Source organism: Allobosea sp. TWI1241 (assembly GCF_039673065.1).
GTDB lineage: Bacteria > Pseudomonadota > Alphaproteobacteria > Rhizobiales > Beijerinckiaceae > Allobosea.
Window position 1 is genome coordinate 205860 of the sequence record NZ_JBDJKW010000002.1, and the last position, 17030, is coordinate 222889.

A 17030-nucleotide genomic window follows, 5' to 3' on the forward strand; every position below is an offset into this window, starting at 1 on the left:
GTCAGCCTCGCAGCGGCGTCGCGGTGAAGAGATGGGCCGGCTCGTCCTCTTCCGAGGGCATGCGCGGGATGGCGAGGCCGGTCTCGCGCACCATGGTCGCGATCTCGGCCAGCCGGGCGAACTGGTCTTCGGGGAAGCCGGCGAGCCCGTGCCGGGCGGCGTAGAGGCGGACTTCGTCGGTGGTGCTGGTCAGGTCGGTCGCGGGCATGGCGGTGTTCCGGATCAGATCGCGGGACGGCGGTCGCGCCAGGGCGTGGCGCTTTCATAGGCTTGCGCCACGCGCAGCACGGTCGCTTCGTCGAAGAAGCGCCCGGCGATCTGCGCGTTGAGCGGCAGGCCGCCGGCGTCGAAGCCGGTGCAGACCGAGAGCGCCGGGTGGCCGGTGACGTTGAACACCGTGGTCGCCGTGTCGGCGGTGAAGGGCGTGATCGTCTCGGGCTCGTCGAAGCGCGGCGCGACGTGGAAGGCGCCCGCCATCAGCAGCGCGTCGCAGGAGCGCACCAGCGCGTCGGTGGCAGCGACCAGGGACCGCCGCAGCCGCGTCGCCGCGAGATAGTCGGCGGCGCGGACTGTGAACCCCGCCATCATCTTCTCGCGCAGCGCCTGGCCCATCAGGGCGGAGCGGTCGCGGAAATCGGCCTCGTGGATCGAGAGCGACTCGGCCCAGTTGATGACCTTCGTCACGGTGCGATACTGCGCCAGCGGCGCCGGCAGCCTGACCTCGCGGATGATCGCGCCTTGCGCCTCCAGGATGAGCGCCGCCTCCTCGAGCGCCGCGGCATTGGCCGCGTCGAGCGCCTCGCCCTCCGGGCCGAGATCGCGGACGACGCCGATGACAAGCCCCTTCACGCCGGCATGCAGGTTCTTGCGATAGTCGGGGACCGGCTCGTCGGGGCAGGATGGATCGTCTGGATCGAAGCCCGCGATCGCCTGCATCACGATGGCGTTGTCCTCGACCGTCCAGGTCAATGGCCCGGTATGGTCGAGCGACCAGCAATTGGGCAGGCAATGCGCCCGGCTGACCCGGCCGAAGCTCGCCTTGAAGCCCTGCAGGCCGCAGGCGGCGGCCGGCAGGCGGATCGAGCCGCCGGTGTCCGAGCCGAGCGCGAACATCGCCGTGCCGGCCGCGACCGCCGCGCCGGCGCCGGTGGAGGAGCCGCCGGTGAAGCGCGCGAGATCCCAGGGATTGCGCGCGACCGCGAAGGGCAGGTCGTGATAGACCCCGCCATTGCCGGTGCCGTACTCCCAGGTGTTGAGCTTGCCGAGCAGGATCGCGCCCGCGGCCTCGAGCCGGGCGACCGCGGTCGCCGTGGTGGACGAGACATGGTCGAGCATCAGGCGCGAGCCCGCGGTCGTGCGGATGCCGGCGACGTAATAATTGTCCTTCACCGCGAAGGGGATGCCGTGCAGCGGGCCTTTCCAGCGCCCGGCGCGGATCTCGGCCTCGGCGGCGACGGCGGCGGCGCGCGCCCGCTCGGCCGTGACGGTGATGTAGCTGTGCAGCGTGCCGTCCACCGCCGCGATGCGCCCGAGGAAGGCCTCGACCAGCGTGACCGGCGAAAGCGCGCCGGCCCCGATCAGCCGCGAGGCTTCCGCGACGCCGAGATGATGGAGCGGCCGGCCGGTCCCTGCGAACGAGGCCGAGGCGGTGGGCTTGTTCATGATGGTTCCTTCATTCGGCCGGCACCCGCGAGGGCGCGTGATCGGGAAAGGCGGGCATGATCCCGGCGGCGCGCAGCAGCCGGAAGGCGAAGGGCGAGGACAGGATCACCAGGAAGATCCGCACCAGGTGGAAGGCGACGATGATCGGCACGTCGAGGCCGAGCACCTTGGCCGTGATGCACATCTCGGTGACGCCGCCCGGCGAGGTGGCGAGGATCATGTTGGCCGGCGCGATCCCGGTCAGGCGCGAGACCAGCAGGCCGACCGCGGCGCAGCCGGCCATCAGCACCGCGAGGTTCAGCATCGCGGCGGGAATGAAGCGGCGCATGCGCGACATCAGCGAACGCTCGAACTGCGAGCCGATCTGGGTGCCGATCAGCACCTGACCGGCGGCCGAGAGCCAGGTCGGGACGGCGGAGAGCCCCGCTTCCGAAATCCCGAGAACGCAGCCGGCCGCCATCGGCCCGAGCAGCCAGGCATTGCGGAAGCGCAGCCGGTGCAGCAGCGCCGAGACGGCGAAGGAGAAGGCGAGGGTCGCGACCAGCCCGGGCGCCGAGACAGGCAGCGTGGCCGGGCCGGCGACGATGGCATGGCCGCCCGCCCCGCCGAGCGTCAGTAGGCTCGGGATCAGGATGGTGACCGTGACGACGCGCAGCAGCTGCATCACGGCGATCGGCAGCGGCTTCCCGCCGAAGCGCTCGCCGATCATGCTCATCTCGGCAATGCCGCCGGGAACGCTGCAGAAAAAGGCGGTGACGCGGTCGACGCCGGCGGTGCGCGCCAGCAGGAAGGAGGCGGCGACGCCGATGACGAGGGTGGTCGCCCCGGCGGCGACGATCACAGGCAGGTAGGACAGCACCGTCTGCGCCGCCTGGGGCGTGAAGTAGAGGCCGAGCGCCGTGCCGAGCACCAGCATGCCGGCGACGCGGCCGGTCCGCCAGCCGGAGACCGGCAGCCCGGCGAAGGTGGCGATGCCGCTGAAGACGATCGGGCCGATCATCCAGGGCAACGGCGCGCCGAGGCGGGCGAAGAGGGTGCCGCCGGTCGCGCCGATGGCGAGGCCGAGTGCAAGACGCCAGAACGATCCGTGAGGTGGCATGGCGATGTCGGCTCAGCTCGCCTTCAGCAGCGGCGCGCGGGCGAAGGCCGGGCCGGACTCGTATTGCAGGCAGCGCGCCTGCTGGCCGGCCTCCAGCGCGACCAGCTCTGGCTGACGGCCCAGGCAGGGCTCGCGCGCCGCCGCGCAGCGCGGCGCGAAGGCGCAGCCGGCCGGCAGGTCGGTGAGGTCGGGTGGCGCGCCGGGGATCGGGTCGAGCGTCACGCCGCGCATGTCGGCATGGATCGTCGAGTTCATCAGCCCTTGCGTGTAGGGATGACGCGGCCGCGACATGATCTGCTCGACCGAGCCGGTCTCGACGAAGCGGCCGGCGTACATCACAGCCATCTTGTCGGCGACCTCGCAGGCGACGCCGAGGTCGTGGGTGACGAAGATGATGCCCATGCCGAGCTCGCGCTGCAGCTGGCGCAGCAGCAGCAGGATCTGGATCTGCACCGTGGCGTCGAGCGCCGTGGTCGGCTCGTCGGCGAGCAGGAGCTTGGGGTTGCAGGCGAGGGCGAGCGCGATCATGGCGCGCTGGCGCAGGCCGCCCGAAAGCTCGTGCGGATAGGCCTCCAGCCTCCGCTTCGCCGAGGGCACCTGCACAAGCTCCAGCAGTTCGAGCGCCCTTCCATGGGCGGCGCGATAGGAGATGCCCTCATGGCAGACCAGCGTCTCGGCGATCTGCTGGCCGACGGTGAAGACCGGGTCCAGCGCGGTCATCGGCTCCTGGAAGATCATCGAGATCAGCCCGCCGCGGATACTGCGCAACTGGCCGGCGCCGAGGCCGAGCACGTCGATGCCGTCGACGGTCACGCGTCCGTCGAGCCTGGCTGTGGCCGGGAAGAGGCGCATCAGGGCGCGCAGCGTCACGCTCTTGCCGGAGCCGGATTCCCCGAGCACGCACATGGCCTCGCCGCGCGCCAGACTGAAGGACACGCCGTTGACCACGCTGATGTCGAGGTCGCGCCCGGTGAAGCGGACCGTGAGGCCGTCGACGTCGACGAGCGGGGCGGCCGCGTTCATCGTCTCGCTCATGACCGGGCTCCTTCGGCGGGGGCGGCGCTGTGGCCGGAGCCCGGCCGGTGGACATGGCAGGCGACAGGGTGCGCGGCCCCGCCGAGCACGCTGCCGAGCGCCGGCTCGCGCTCGGCGCAGACCGGCTCGGCCAGCGGGCAGCGCGTGCGGAAGCGGCAGCCGCTCGGCGGGTTGATCGGATTGGGCGGGTCGCCGGAGAGCGGCGGCGTCTGCATGCGCCGGGCCGGGTCCATGGACGGGCGCGAGGCGAGCAGGGCGCGGGTATAGGGGTGCTTCGGCGCGCGGTAGATCTCGTCGACCGGGCCGATCTCGACCGGCTTGCCGAGATACATCACCAGCACCCGGTCGCTGATGTACTGGATGACGTTGAGATCGTGCGAGATGAAGATGTAGGTCAGCTCGAGCTTGCGCTTCAGCTCCTGCAGCAGGTTGAGCACCTGTGCTTCCACCGATTTGTCGAGCGCCGAGACCGCCTCGTCGAGGATCAGGAGCCGCGGGCTCATGGTCAGCGCGCGGGCGATGTTGACGCGCTGGCGCTGGCCGCCGGAGAGCTCGTGCGGATAGCGCTGGGCGAACATGTCGGGCGTCAGGCCGACCATGCGCAGCATCGTGGCGGCGCGCGTCTTCGCCTCCTTCGGCGCCGTGCCCTGGGCGACCAGGCCGAAGGCGATCGAGTCCTCGATCGTCATCCGCGGATTGAGCGACGAATAGGAATCCTGGAAGACCATCTGCATCTGGCGGCGCAGCTCGCGCACCGAGAGGCCGCGCACCGCGCCGACGGCGTCGCCGTCGAAGACGATCTCGCCGGAATCGGGCGCGATCAGGTGCATCAGCAGGCGCGCGGTGGTCGACTTGCCGCAACCGGACTCGCCGACGATGCCGAGCGTCTCGCCCTTGTTGACCACGAGGTCGACGCCGTCGACGGCCTGGACCCAGGCCTGCGGCCGGCCGAGCAGGCCGCCGCGGATGGGGAAGTGCTTCTTCAGACCCTCGACGATCAGGAGCGGCTGGGCCGGGCCGCCGCGGTCGCGCGGATCGGGAGAGGCGGGGACGCCGGTCATGACGGGCGCGCGGCGGGCTGTTGCGACGGAGCTCATGCGGACGCCCTCACTGCTTGACGTCCATGGCCGTGCGCAGGCCATCGCTCATCAGGTTGAAGCACATGGAGGTGACGAAGATCATCACGCCGGGGATGACGGCGTTGACGGGGGCGACGTAGATCGCCTGCCGCAGCGTGTTGAGCATCAGCCCCCATTCCGGCTCCGGCGGCGTGATGCCGAGGCCGAGGAAGGAGAGGCCCGAGGCCAGCACGATCGAGACGCTGATCAGGCTGGAGGCGTAGCTCAGGATCGGGCCCGTGACGTTCGGCACGACATGGGCGCTGACGATGCGCCAGCCGGAGGCGCCCGTGGCGCGTGCGGCCTCGACGAAGTCCTGCGCGCGCATCTGCGTCGCGACGCTCTCGGCGACACGCGCCATCGGCGGGATGAAGACCAGCGTCAGCGAGAAGATGGTGTTGCCGATGCCGGCGCCGAGCACGCCCGAGATCGCGACCGCCAGGAGCACGGAGGGGAAGGCGTAGAAGATGTCGATCACCCGCATGATCGCCATGTTGACCGCCCCGCCGACATAGCCGGCGACGATGCCGAGAAAGCCGCCGATCACTGTCGCCAGCAGCACGGGGGTGAAGCCGGTGAACAGCGCGAGCCGGCCGCCATAGATCAGGCGCGAGAGCAGGTCGCGGCCGAGCTCGTCGGTGCCGAGCCAGTAGCGCGCGTCGCCCGGCGCGATCAGGCGGCGCGCCATGCTGGTGCGGTAGGGGTCGTGCGGTGCGATCAGCGGCGCGAAGATCGCCGCCAGCACGATCAGCGCCAGGATGGCGAGGCAGGTCATGGTGACCGGATCGCGCATCAGGCGGCGCAGCACGTTGCGCCAGAAGCTGCGGGTGGCGGGGCGCCGGCCTTTCGGCGGGGCGGCGGAACCGGCGAGGGCGATGTGGGACATGCCGTGGCTCCCGTCAGGCGCGCTTGATGCGCGGGTCGACAGCCGTCTGCAGGATGTCGACGAGGAGGTTGATCAGGACGAAGAACATCGCCAGCACGAGGATCGTGCCCTGCAGCATCGGCAGGTCGCGCGTGAAGATGGCGTTGTTCAGCAGGAAGCCGGTGCCCGGCCAGGAGAACACGGTCTCGACCAGGATCGAGCCGCCGAGCAGCTGCGCCAGCTGCAGGCCCATCACCGCCAGCACCGCGGGCAGGGCGTTCTTGACGACGTGGAGAAAGACGCGCCGGGCCGGCAGCCCCTTGGCGTAGAGCGTCTGCATGAACTCCTGCTTGCGGACCTCGGCGATCGTGCCGCGGACCGAGCGGGCGATGATGCCGGCGGGAATGACCGAGAGCGTCAGGGCCGGCAGCACGAGATATTGCAGGCTGTCCCAGCCCAAGCCGAAGGAGCCGGAGCCGCCTTCGCCCATGCCGGTGGCCGGCAACAGGTTGAGATTGACCGCGAAGATCACGATCAGGACCATGCCGAGCCAGTAATGCGGGATCGATACGCCGGTGATCGACACGGCGGTGACGACCCGGTCGGCCGGCTTGCCGGCGAGATAGCCGGCGGCGACGCCGAGCAGGCAGCCGAGCACGAAGCCGAAGAGGATCGCCGCGGTGGCGAGCGTCAGCGTGTTGACGATGGCCGGCGCGACCTCCGACAGCACCGGGCGGCGCGTCATGATCGAGGTGCCGAAATCGCCGGTCAGCACATGGCCGAGCCATTTCACGTACTGCACCGGCAGCGGCTGGTCGAAGCCGTAGGCCGCCCGGATCTGCGCGATCGCCTCCGGCGAGGCGCCTTCGGGAATGACGGCGCTCAGCGGGTCGCCGGGCGCGAGATGGATCAGCGCGAAGCAGACGATCGAGACACCCAGCGCGATCGGCACCGTGTAGACGATCCGGCGCAGCACATAGACGAACATGGCACGGCCTTTCCGGCTGTGCGGGGGCCTCGCGGCCGCCGCCGCGAGGGAGCTACTCGACCACCACGGGGGTGAGGTCCTGGAACCAGCTCTGGGCCTGGACGAAGCCCTTGACGTTGGGCCGCAGGGCGCGCGGGTTCAGGTCGTGGACCATCCAGATCCACATCGCCTCGTCGACGATGCGGGCATGCAGCTCGCCCAGCACCTTGGCCTGCTCGGTCGGGTCGAAGGTCTCCTTGGCCCGGGTCGCGAGCTCGTCGGCCTTGGCGTCGTTGAAGCCGCCCCAGTTGTAGCCGGCCGGCACCTTGGCGAAGGAGGCGGCGGTGGCGATCAGGCCGATATCCGGGTCCCAGTAGGCCCAGGAGTTGTTGACGCCGTGGCGGCCCTGGTTCTCCGGCGCCCAGGCGCCCATGCGCCGGCGGGTGCGCAGCGCCTCCCAGTCCAGCACCTCGAACTCCATGTCGATGCCGACGTCGCGGAAGTTCTCCTTGATGAACTCGTTCATCGGCAGCGGCTGCATCTGGCCGGAGCCGGCGGGCGAGATGATCACCTTGACCTTCGCCGGCTTGTCCACGCTGTAGCCGGCTTCCTTCAGCAGCTTCTTGGCCTGCTCGGGATCGTATTTGATCTCGAAGGTCGGCTTGCCGAACCAGGGGTGCTTGTCGTCGATCATGCCCTTGGCCGGGGCGGCGAGGCCGCCCAGCATCGAGACCAGCCCGGCGCGATCGATGGCGAGGTTCGCCGCCTTGCGCACCCGCACGTCCTTGAACGGCGAATCGTCGAGATAGGAGATCTGGTAGGGCCAGATATGCGGATAGACGTTGGTGACGATCTGCATCTTCTGCGACTTCAACCGCGGCACGGCGTCAGGCGGCGGCGCCTCGACCCAGTCGACCTGGCCGGACAGCAGGGCGGCGACGCGGGTGTTGGCGTCCGGCATCGGCAGCAGGATCAGCCGTTCCGACTTGGTGATGCGGCTCTTGTCCCAGTGCGCGGGGTTGCGGACCATCTCGGCGCGCTCGCGCGGCTTGAAGGATTCCAGCATCCACGGCCCGGTGCCCGAGGGCTTCTCGGCGAACTTGCCCCAGTCCTTGCCGAGTTCGGCCCAGCGAGCCGGGCTCGACATGAACAGGCTGGCGAGGTTGTAGGGCAGCACGGCATCGATGCGCTTGGTGGTGATCTCGACGGTGTAGTCGTCGATCTTCTTCCAGCCGGCGATCGAGGCGTAATAGGAGGCGCCCTGGTTGGACTGCGCCTGGTCGAACTGCGGCGCGTCCTTCTTCATCAGCTTCTCGAAGTTGAACACCACCGCGTCGGCGTTGAACTCCGAGCCGTCGTGGAACTTGACGCCTTTGCGCAGCTTGAAGGTCCAGACCTTCCGGTCCGCCTCGTCGACCGTCCAGCTCTCGGCCAGCGCCGGGACGATCTTCGCGGCCTGGTCGGATTTCGACAGGTCCCAGCGGGTCAACCCGTCATAGAGCGTGATGCCCAGAAAGCGGATGCCCTCGGCCCCCTGGCTGGGCTGGCCGGTGGTCAGCGGGATGTCCGCGGCGGTCATCGCCACGCGCAGCGTGCCGGGTTTGCTCTGGGCCCGGACCGGGTCCGGGGCCGTGACCGCGGTGACGGCGACGGCCGAGACCGCCGACATGAGCTTCAGAAATGAACGCCTTAGCATCAACGGAACCCTTCCCCTGTTGTCTCGTCGGTCTCCTTCCGGCGTTTCCCCGTCGCGGCGCTTCTGCGCCGTCATGTCATTGAGCGGCAGTGCATTGGGCCAGCGGCGCGAGGACGGGCCGGCGGGCGCGGAAGGCGGTGGCGCGCTCGAAGGCGTGGCCGAGGCGCAGCACCAGCGCGTCCTCGCCCGGACGGCCGGCGAGTTGCAGGCCGAGCGGCAGCCCGGCGGCGTCGAAGCCGTTGCAGAGCGCCAGCGCCGGCTGGCCGGTGAGATTGAACTGCGAAGTCAGCGAGGGCGCCGCGACGCCGAAATAGCTCGGCGGCTCGTCGGGCAGCAGGTCGGGTGCCGGCCCGGCGCTGCCGGCGGTCAGCAGCACGTCGACCTCGCTCATCGCGGCGAAGACCTGCGCGGTCAGCTCGGTGCGGGCCCGCATCGCCTGGACGTAGTCCTCCGCGCGCAGCAGACCGCCGACCATCACGCGATAACGGGCGCTGCGCCCGAAATCGCGCGGGCGGGTGCGCAGGTCGTGCTCGTGCAGGGTGAAGATCTCGCCGGCCGTCAGCGGCATCTTGGAGTCGGTGAAGGCGCGCAGGCTCGGAAGTCGCACTTCGCTCACCGCGCAGCCGAGCGAGCGCAGCACGGCGATGCTCTCGTCCATGGCGGCGATCACGCCGGGCGCCGCATCGAGCTCGTCCTCGTACCAGTGGCGGACGACGCCGACGCGCAGGCCCTTCACCGGCGCGGCCAGCGCAGCCGCATAGTCGATCGCGGGCAGCGGCAGTGAGCCGGGATCGCGCGGGTCGTGCCCGGCCATGACGCCGAGCATCAGGGCGCAATCCTCGACGGTCCAGGCCATCGGCCCGCAATGGTCGAAGGAGTAGGAGTTCGGCTGCACGCCGCGGCGGCTGACCAGCCCATAGGTCGGCTTCAGCCCGGCGATGCCGCAGGCGGCGGCCGGCATGCGGATCGAGCCGCCGGTGTCGCTGCCGGTCGCTGCGGCGCAGAACCCGGCAGCGATCGCGGCGCCGGCGCCGCTCGACGAGCCGAGCGGCGACTTCGTCCGGTCCCAGGGATTGCGGGCCGGCGGCCAGGGCAGATCGAAGGAGGGGCCGCCGATGGCGAATTCCCAGGTCGCCTGCTTGCCGAGCAGCACGCCGCCGCCGGCCCGCAGTTTCGCCTGCACCGTGCTGTCCTCGCTGGGGATATGCTCGGCGAGCAGCCTGGAATGGGCCGTGGTGAGCAGCCCGGCCGTATCGTAGATGTCCTTGAGGCCATAGGGGATGCCCTGCATCGGGCCCTTGTCGACGCCCTTCGCGAACAGCGCCTCGGCCTCGCGCGCCTCGGCCAGCGCGCGCTCCGGCGTCAGGGTGATGAAGCTGTCCAGCGCGTGGTCGAGTGCGTCGATCCGCGCCAGATAGGCCTGCGTCAGCTCGACCGGCGAGAGGCTGCCCGCCCGGAAGCGGCGCCCGGCCTCGGCGACCGTGATCTCGTGCAGCGCGCCGGCCATCGGGCTCAGTCCTCCACCGGCATGAACTTGCGCGGGTCGAAGACATGGGCCGGCTCATCGGCCCGGTCGCGGCCGCGGCGCAGGCGCATCAGCATCGGCTCGATGCCGGCATAGGCCGCGACCAGCTCGTCGAACAGGTCGGCCGGCAGGTCGAGCCCGGCATTGCGGGCGAGGACGGCGATTTCCTCGCGGGTGGCCGGGCGGGCGGGTACGGTTGCGGTCATGTCCGGTTCCCCTCTCAGGCCAGAACGGGTGTCGCGAGATGCCAGTCGGTGGCGCGCTGATAGGCGTCTCCGGCACGCAGCACCGTCGCCTCGTCGAAGGGGCGGCCGGCGAGCTGGAGCGAGAGCGGCAGGCCGCCGGCGGAGAAGCCGCAGGGCAGGTTGAGCGCCGGCAGGCCGGTGAGGCTGAACGGCATGGTCACCAGCTGGCGCTTCTGGAAGAAGTCGACGCCGTCGGGATCGGCAGGGTCGGCGGGCGCGAGCCAGCCGGCGGTGGCGAAGAGGTCGAAGCGCCGGAAGGCGGCGAACATCCGCGAGGTCAGCTCGGTGCGCCAGCGAATCGCCTGGACGTAGTCCTCGCCGCGGATCAGCGCGCCGGGCAGGACGCGCCCGCGCAGGCGCTTGCTGAAGTCCCGCGGGCGGGTGCGCAGGTCCCGCTCATGGACCGTGAACAGCTCGACGCTGGAGATCGTGGTCTTGGCATCGACATAGTCGCGCAGCGGATCGAGGGTTACGATCTCGACATGCGCCCCGAGGCCGCGCAGGACGTCCGCCGCTTCGTCGACGGCGGCGACGACCTCCGCGGTCGCGTCCTCCTCGTACCAGTGGCGCACCAGGCCGATGCGCAGCCCGGCGACCGAGCCGCTGAGCGCGGCGGCATAATCGGGAACCGCTTCGTCGATCGAGCCGGGATCGCGCGGATCGTGACCGGCGCAGGCGGAGAGCATGACCGCGCAGTCGGCGGCGCTGCGGGTCATCGGCCCGCAATGGTCGAGCGAATAGGTGTTGGGATGCACGCCGCGGCGGCTGACACGGCCATAGGTCGGCTTCAGCCCGGTGATGCCGCACATCGCGGCCGGCCAGCGGATCGAGCCGCCGGTGTCGGTGCCGATCGCGGCCGGCACGAAGCGGGCGCCGACCGCTGCGCCCGAGCCCGAGGACGAGCCGCCGGGCAGGTAGTCGCGGTTCCATGGATTGCGGGCCGGCGGCCAGGGCAGGTCCCAGGACGGGCCGCCGATCGCGAACTCGAAAGTCGCGGTCTTGCCGATCAGGACACCGCCGGCCTGTTCGAGCCGCTGGGCGACGGCGGCGCTTTCAGGCGGGATCCGGTCCGCGAATATCTTCGAGTGCGAGGAGGACAGGATGCCGGCGGTGTCGACATTGTCCTTCAGCGCATAGGGAATGCCGTGGAACGGGCCGCGGTCCAGGCCAGCCGCCAGTTCGGCATCGGCCCGGCGCGCCTGGGCCAGCGCGGTATCCACGGTGACGGTGATGAAGCTTGCGAGCGTGCCGTCATGGGCCGCGATGCGATCGAGGCAGGCGCGGGTGATCGCCAGGCTGCTGGTCGCGCCGGCGCGGAGCATGCGGCCGAGCTCGACGATTCCGAGATCGGTCAGCGCAGCGTCGCCGCTGCCGGCGGGAGTGCTGGTCGCGTATGCCGTGGCCGGCGCATGCATGAGCGGTCTCCGTATTGTGTACAATTACGGCGGGCAAGCTTCGCCCCGATCATGCGCCAATCTCAGCAAGCGCTGTGCCAAGCCGGCTCCCTATTGTAAGAAATTTCACGAAATCATGTGTAAGTATTTGTAATTAAATAATTTAATTGGATGTTCCTGGCGGGGGTAGCCCGCGGCCTTGCCTGCTCGGGCGAATGGCGTCCCGTGGCGGGGATTCGAGCGGGAGTCGTATGCCGATCGCGGTGAGTGTCGACAGTAGCGGCGATCTGTAGAGGTATTTCGTAGAAATCTGGCCATATGATCGCGTATCCAGTGGATTTTGCGCTTCTGCTTAAATTGTGTACGAAAGACGCGATAACGGGCGTCATCATGATGTGGCCGCCTGCGGCCGGCCGGCGGAACGGGAACTCGGACATGGTCACGCGCACGGAAGCCGTCACCCGCTCGCTGAGACAGCGCGTCCTGGAGGGCACCTACGCGCCCGGCGCCCGGCTCAACGAGATGGCGCTGGCCGAGAGCCTGTCGGTGTCGCGCACGCCGATCCGCGCCGCGCTCGGCGTGCTCTTCGCCGAGGGGCTGCTCGATTACGAGCCGAATTGCGGCTATGTCGTGCGCAGCCTGTCGCTGTCCGAGGCGGTGCACATCTATACGGTGCGCGCGACGCTGGAAGGGCTGGCGGCGCGGCTCGCCGCCGAGGCCGGGCTCGATGCGCCGCAGAGACAGGCGATGCGCGACAATCTCGACGAGATGCGCGGCCTCGTGCTCGGCGAGCGCTGGGAGGAGGCGCAGCAGCGGCGCTGGGGCGAGCTCAACCGCGCCTTCCACGCCCTGATCTGCGCTTTGGCCGGCAACGGCTACCTCACCGCCTCGATCCAGCGCACCCTGGTGCTGCCGCTGCTGACCGAGCGGGGCGTCAAGACCTTCGAGGCGCAGCGCGCCGTGATCTGGTGGGACCGCAGCGATTATCGCCGCGCCTATGAGGACCATCGCGACATCGGCGAGGCGATTTTCGCTCGACAGGGCAGCCGGGCCGAGGCGGTGATGCGCGAGCATATCGACCGGGCGGGGCGCCTGATCGGGCGCAAGCTCGCGATCCGCTCGGAGGAGGAACTCGCCCTGCCGTGAGGGGCAGGGCGATGGGCGTCAATGGCGCTGCGGCGCCTTCGGCAGCAGGAAGGTCAGCAGGCCGAGTGCCGGCAGCCAGGCGGAGAGCTTGAACACCGCGATGATGCCGATGCGGTCGGCCAGCACGCCGAGCGCCGCCGCCGCCAGCCCGCCCAGGCCGAAGGCGAGCCCGTAGAACAGCCCGCCGACCAGGCCGACGCGATGCGGCACGAGGTCGATCGCGTAGATCAGGATCGAGGAGAAGGCGCTCGCCATGATCAGGCTGATGACCAGGCTGAGCACGCCGGTCCAGAACAGGTCGACATGCGGCAGCAGCAGCGCGAAGGGCAGGCAGCCGAGGATCGAGACCCAGATCACCCGCCCGCGCCCGACCCGGTCGCCGATCATGCCGCCGATGATCACGCCGACGGCGCTGACCAGCAGGTAGAGGAACAGCATGATCTGCGAGAGCTGCACGCTGACGCCGAAGCGCTCGATCAGGTAGAAGGTGTAATAGGAGGTGAAGGCGGCCGTGTAGGCGTTCTTGGAGAACAGCAGCACGATCAGCACGGCCATCGCCAGCAGGACATGGCCGGAGGACAAGCCGTGGCCGGGCGTCTCCTGCGCCGGCGCGGCGGCCGCGCGCGCCACCTGCTCGCGCCGCATCGCTGCATAGCGCGTGCCGGTCCAGCTCATCAGCACGATCGCGGCCAGCGCGACGACCGAGAACCAGGCGAGGCTGTGCTGGCCGCGCGGGACGACGATGGCGGCTGCGAGCAGCGGGCCGATGGCGTAGCCGGCATGGCCGCCGATCTGGAACACCCCCTGGGCGAGGCCCTGGCGGCCGGCGGCCGCGTGGCGGGCCATGCGCGTCGCCTCGGGATGGAACACCGCCGAGCCCAGACCGACCAGCGAGGCGCCGAGCAGGACCATGCCGTAGCTGCCGGCATAGGCGAGGCACAGCAGGCCCATCAGGCTGCAGCCCATGCCGGCGACCATCGCATGGGGCCAGGGGCGCTTGTCGGTGACGTAGCCGAGCAGCGGCTGGAGCAGCGAGGAGGTGACCTGGAAGGCCAGGGTGATCAGGCCGATCTGGGTGAAGTCGAGCTGGTAGCTCTCCTTGATCAGCGGATAGATCGCGGGGATCATCGACTGGATCAGGTCGTTGAGCAGATGGGCGAGACTGAGCGCCGCCAGGATCGGCATCAGGGGGCGGCTCGTGGCGGTGTTCAGCGGGATCGTGCTCATGGTGAAGCAGGCATGATCCCGCCGCCGTCCGCGGTCAATCGCCGCCCGCTGCGTGGCGGGCATGGCCGTCATGGCGACAGGGAAGGGCTGCCGCCCCGGTTCAGTGCCCGTTCTGCGGGGCAGCGCGCAGCGCGAGGTCGCGGGCGGCGTCGCTGTCGGCCTTCAGCCGGCTGTCGCGCAGCAGATTAGCACCCTCGAGGATCGGATAGCCGATCGCCACCGCATGGCCGTGGATGCGCTTGAGATCGCGGATGATGTCGAGGTGGATCGCGCTGGTCTCGATCGATTCCGGCCGTCCGCTGCGCAGCCTGTCGAAATGGCTCTCGGCCGCGCGCCGCTCGGCCTCGCGCATCGGCGCCTTCTCGGCGAAGAGCTGGCGCGCCAGCGCGACGTCGCGGGTGGCGAAGACGTTGAGGGCGAGGCGCAGGCCAGCCGCGACGCGCTGGTGGAAGTCGCGGATCTCGGCCAGCCCCTCCGGCGAGAAGGCGTAGCGCTTACGGATCTTCTTCTCGGCCAATTCGCGCAGGTTCTTGTCGATGATGTCGCCGATATGCTCGAGATTGGTGATCAGCGTCACGATCTCGAACAGGCGGCGGCTCTCGTCCTCGCTGAGCTCGGCCCGCGAGACCTTCACCAGGTAGAGCTTGATCGACTCGTGGATGGCGTCGACGCCGTCATCGGCCTGCGAGATGGTGCGCGACAGGCGCAGCTCGTCCTTGGCGATCAGGTCCATGGTGTCGCGCAGCATGGCCTCGACGCGGTCGCCAAGGCGCAGCGACTCGCGCATCGCGCCCGCCAAAGCCTCCGACGGGTTGTCGAGCACGGTCGGATCGAGATGGCGCGGGCGGTTGTCGGCGCTCGGGCTCTTGTCCTCGGGCATCAGCCGCATGACCATCGCCATGATCGGCTTGACGAAGGGCAGGAAGACGATCGCGCCGACGAGGTTGAGCGCGACGTGGAATTCGATCGCCAGCCGGTCGCTGGCGAAGGGCAGGCTTTGCAGCCAGGCGGCGAGCGGCCCGGCGAAGGGAAGGATCAGGACGGTGAGCAGCAGGCGCGTCGCCAGGTTGGCGACGGCGGCCCGGCGCTGCTGGGCCGGCGCGCCGATCTGGTCCAGCACCGGGATCAGCGCATTGCCGAGATTGGCGCCGAGCACGAGGGCGATCGCCGTCGCTGCCGGGAACAGGCCCGAAGCGGCGAAGGTCGCGATCAGCAGCACGACCGCGATGCTGGAATGCGTCAGCCAGGTCGCGGCGACCGTCACCAGGATCGCCAGCAGCGGCTCGCTCGCCAGCGCGGTCAAAACGATGCGGAAGGTCGGCGACTGGGCCAGCGGCTCGGCCGCGGCGTTGAGCTCGACCAGCGCGAGCAGGATCAGGCCGATGCCGACGAGGATGCGCCCGATATTACGGGCGCGCTCCATCGGCTCGTGGCCGAGATAGAGCACGACGCCGAGCGCGACGCAGACGCCCCAGACCCAGCCGAGATCGAGCGAGATCACGAAGGCGGCGAGCGAGGTGCCGAGATTGGCGCCGAGCAGGATGGCGAGCGCCATGGCCGGCGCGATGAGGTCTCGCGAGGCGAAGGAGGAGACCAGCAGCGTCGTGGCGGTGGAGCTCTGCAGCACCATGGTCACGCCGATGCCGCTGGCGAAGGCGGCGAAGCGGTTACGCGTGAAGCTCTGCAGGGTCTGGCGCAGCGAGGAGCCGAAGGCGCGCATCGCGCCCGTGCGCACCAGCCTGACCGCCCAGATCAGCAGCGCGACACCACCGGCGAGGTGGATCAGGATGGTGGTGGCGCTTTCGCTTCCGGACATGACGGCGTGACACTCTCCCCCGGCTCCGGCGGCCGGAGCGGCGCGCGACGGGATTCGGTCGCGCCTCTATTAGCCAGCTTATCATATGCGCATGCAAACGTGCTGATATTGCGGCGAAAATTTCGGAAGCGACGGTCGCGGAAACGCGCCCGCGAAGCCGGGGATCAGCCCGGCGGGATCAGCGTCACGCCGGAGCCGGCGAAGGAGAGCGCGACCGGGCGCCCTTCCGGCAGCACGGTCTGCTCGCTGCCATAGCGCACGACGAAGAGCTCGCCGAGTTCGGTCGAGACGTGGATGTCGAGATGATTGCCGAGATAGGTGCATTTGCGCACCGTGCCCGGCAGGGTCGGCCCCGGCCGCCCGGCGTCCAGCAGCACGCTTTCCGGCCGGATGGCGATCCGCGCAGGCCCCGGCTTCAGGCCCCGTGCCGGCAGGTCGAGCGTCGCGGGGCCGAGCGCCACCCGGGCGCGCTCGCCCTCGACGGCCTCGATCCTGACATCAAGCAGGTTGGCGTCGCCGATGAAGTCCGCGACGAAGGCGTTGGCCGGCTCCTCGTAGAGCTGGCGTGGCGTGCCCTCCTGGGCGATGCGGGCGTTCGACATCACGATGATGCGGTCGGAGACGGCCAGCGCTTCCTCCTGATCGTGGGTGACGTAGGCGACCGTCAGGTTGAGCGACTGCTGCAGCTCGCGAATTTCCTCGCGGACCCGCCGGCGCAGCTTGGCGTCAAGGTTGGAGAGCGGCTCGTCGAAGAGCAGGACCTGGGGCTCCAGCACCAGCGCGCGCGCCACCGCGACGCGCTGCTGCTGGCCGCCGGAGAGCTCGGACGGATAGCGCGCCTCGAAGCCCTTGAGGCCGACCAGCGCCAGCTTCTCCATCGCCATCTCGCGCGCCTTCTGCCGGCCGAGGCCCTTCACCAGCGGGCCATAGGCGGCGTTGTCGAGCACGTTCATGTGCGGGAACAGCGCATAGGACTGGAAGACCATGCTGACGTCGCGATCGGCGGCGGAGAGCAGGGTGACATCCTTGCCGCCGATCAGGATCTGGCCCTGGCTGGCGATCTCGAGGCCGGCAATCATGCGCAGCGTCGTCGTCTTGCCGCAGCCGGAGGGGCCCAGCAGCGTGACGAGCTGGCCGGCCTCGATGGCGAAGGAGACGTTGTCGACCGCGGTCACCGCGCCGTAGCGCATGGTGACGTCGCGGAATTCGACGGAGGCGGGTCCCTGTCGTGTCAT

The 17030-nt window shown here is 69.9% G+C and carries 15 protein-coding genes; 1 reads left to right on the top strand and 14 read right to left on the bottom strand.

From position 1 onward, the window contains the following. Position 1: 1 nt before the first annotated feature. The 11 genes from ABE438_RS03955 to ABE438_RS04005 all read right to left on the bottom strand — a co-directional run bounded on the left by ABE438_RS03955 (position 2) and on the right by ABE438_RS04005 (position 11627). Positions 2-208 carry a hypothetical protein gene (locus tag ABE438_RS03955; protein WP_346501232.1) on the bottom strand — a complete coding sequence of 69 codons (207 nt, stop codon included), beginning with the start codon at positions 206-208 and terminating at the stop codon, positions 2-4. Between the two features lie 14 nt (positions 209-222). Continuing rightward, positions 223-1662: an amidase gene (locus tag ABE438_RS03960; RefSeq protein WP_346501233.1), complete on the bottom strand. Its 1440-nt coding sequence runs from the start codon at positions 1660-1662 to the stop codon at positions 223-225. Positions 1663-1672: 10 nt separating this feature from the next. Further along, positions 1673-2761, bottom strand: a complete 1089-nt coding sequence (locus ABE438_RS03965) for an AbrB family transcriptional regulator (protein ID WP_346501234.1) — start codon at positions 2759-2761, stop codon at positions 1673-1675. Between the two features lie 12 nt (positions 2762-2773). Beyond that, positions 2774-3796, bottom strand: coding sequence for an ABC transporter ATP-binding protein (locus ABE438_RS03970; RefSeq protein ID WP_346501235.1), 1023 nt, complete (start codon positions 3794-3796; stop codon positions 2774-2776). Next, complete coding sequence (locus ABE438_RS03975) at positions 3793-4857, bottom strand: ABC transporter ATP-binding protein (RefSeq protein ID WP_346501466.1); 1065 nt, start codon at positions 4855-4857, stop codon at positions 3793-3795. Before ABE438_RS03975 ends, ABE438_RS03970 begins: the two co-directional genes overlap by 4 nt. Positions 4858-4903: 46 nt before the next feature. Further along, positions 4904-5800 (bottom strand): ABC transporter permease, encoded by an 897-nt coding sequence (locus ABE438_RS03980; protein WP_346501236.1) that lies wholly within the window; start codon positions 5798-5800, stop codon positions 4904-4906. A 13-nt stretch (positions 5801-5813) separates the two neighbouring features. Beyond that, positions 5814-6767 carry an ABC transporter permease gene (locus ABE438_RS03985; RefSeq protein ID WP_346501237.1) on the bottom strand — a complete coding sequence of 318 codons (954 nt, stop codon included), beginning with the start codon at positions 6765-6767 and terminating at the stop codon, positions 5814-5816. Positions 6768-6819: 52 nt separating this feature from the next. Further along, complete coding sequence (locus ABE438_RS03990) at positions 6820-8415, bottom strand: ABC transporter substrate-binding protein (RefSeq protein WP_346501238.1); 1596 nt, start codon at positions 8413-8415, stop codon at positions 6820-6822. A gap of 103 nt (positions 8416-8518) precedes the next feature. Next, positions 8519-9949, bottom strand: coding sequence for an amidase (locus ABE438_RS03995; protein ID WP_346501239.1), 1431 nt, complete (start codon positions 9947-9949; stop codon positions 8519-8521). Between the two features lie 5 nt (positions 9950-9954). Continuing rightward, entirely contained in the window at positions 9955-10173 is a 219-nt protein-coding gene (locus ABE438_RS04000; protein WP_346501240.1) for a hypothetical protein, read from the bottom strand. A gap of 14 nt (positions 10174-10187) precedes the next feature. Further along, entirely contained in the window at positions 10188-11627 is a 1440-nt protein-coding gene (locus ABE438_RS04005; RefSeq protein WP_346501241.1) for an amidase, read from the bottom strand. Between the two features lie 414 nt (positions 11628-12041). On the opposite strand from ABE438_RS04005, the gene ABE438_RS04010 reads away from it, so the two are divergent. Then, positions 12042-12752 carry a GntR family transcriptional regulator gene (locus ABE438_RS04010; RefSeq protein WP_346501242.1) on the top strand — a complete coding sequence of 237 codons (711 nt, stop codon included), beginning with the start codon at positions 12042-12044 and terminating at the stop codon, positions 12750-12752. An 18-nt stretch (positions 12753-12770) separates the two neighbouring features. Here ABE438_RS04010 and ABE438_RS04015 read toward each other — a convergent pair whose 3' ends face one another. The 3 genes from ABE438_RS04015 to ABE438_RS04025 form a co-directional block, all read right to left on the bottom strand. After that, positions 12771-13979, bottom strand: a complete 1209-nt coding sequence (locus ABE438_RS04015) for an MFS transporter (protein WP_346501243.1) — start codon at positions 13977-13979, stop codon at positions 12771-12773. Between the two features lie 100 nt (positions 13980-14079). Next, on the bottom strand, positions 14080-15795 hold the full coding sequence (locus ABE438_RS04020; RefSeq protein WP_346501244.1) for a Na/Pi cotransporter family protein: 1716 nt from the start codon (positions 15793-15795) through the stop codon (positions 14080-14082). A 164-nt stretch (positions 15796-15959) separates the two neighbouring features. Continuing rightward, positions 15960-17030, bottom strand: a complete 1071-nt coding sequence (locus ABE438_RS04025) for an ABC transporter ATP-binding protein (RefSeq protein ID WP_346501245.1) — start codon at positions 17028-17030, stop codon at positions 15960-15962.

Bases quoted from the DNA above. Each gene is read 5' to 3' on its own strand.
- ABE438_RS04010 (WP_346501242.1), top strand. From the start codon at position 12,042: ATGGTCACGCGCACGGAAGCCGTCACCCGCTCGCTGAGACAGCGCGTC.
- ABE438_RS04025 (WP_346501245.1), bottom strand. From the start codon at position 17,030: ATGACACGACAGGGACCCGCCTCCGTCGAATTCCGCGACGTCACCATG.
- ABE438_RS03990 (WP_346501238.1), bottom strand. From the start codon at position 8,415: ATGTCGGCGGTCTCGGCCGTCGCCGTCACCGCGGTCACGGCCCCGGAC.
- ABE438_RS03960 (WP_346501233.1), bottom strand. From the start codon at position 1,662: ATGAACAAGCCCACCGCCTCGGCCTCGTTCGCAGGGACCGGCCGGCCG.
- ABE438_RS03970 (WP_346501235.1), bottom strand. From the start codon at position 3,796: ATGAGCGAGACGATGAACGCGGCCGCCCCGCTCGTCGACGTCGACGGC.
- ABE438_RS03965 (WP_346501234.1), bottom strand. From the start codon at position 2,761: ATGCCACCTCACGGATCGTTCTGGCGTCTTGCACTCGGCCTCGCCATC.
- ABE438_RS03985 (WP_346501237.1), bottom strand. From the start codon at position 6,767: ATGTTCGTCTATGTGCTGCGCCGGATCGTCTACACGGTGCCGATCGCG.
- ABE438_RS04020 (WP_346501244.1), bottom strand. From the start codon at position 15,795: ATGTCCGGAAGCGAAAGCGCCACCACCATCCTGATCCACCTCGCCGGT.
- ABE438_RS04005 (WP_346501241.1), bottom strand. From the start codon at position 11,627: ATGCATGCGCCGGCCACGGCATACGCGACCAGCACTCCCGCCGGCAGC.
- ABE438_RS04015 (WP_346501243.1), bottom strand. From the start codon at position 13,979: ATGAGCACGATCCCGCTGAACACCGCCACGAGCCGCCCCCTGATGCCG.
- ABE438_RS04000 (WP_346501240.1), bottom strand. From the start codon at position 10,173: ATGACCGCAACCGTACCCGCCCGCCCGGCCACCCGCGAGGAAATCGCC.
- ABE438_RS03955 (WP_346501232.1), bottom strand. From the start codon at position 208: ATGCCCGCGACCGACCTGACCAGCACCACCGACGAAGTCCGCCTCTAC.
- ABE438_RS03980 (WP_346501236.1), bottom strand. From the start codon at position 5,800: ATGTCCCACATCGCCCTCGCCGGTTCCGCCGCCCCGCCGAAAGGCCGG.
- ABE438_RS03975 (WP_346501466.1), bottom strand. From the start codon at position 4,857: ATGACCGGCGTCCCCGCCTCTCCCGATCCGCGCGACCGCGGCGGCCCG.
- ABE438_RS03995 (WP_346501239.1), bottom strand. From the start codon at position 9,949: ATGGCCGGCGCGCTGCACGAGATCACGGTCGCCGAGGCCGGGCGCCGC.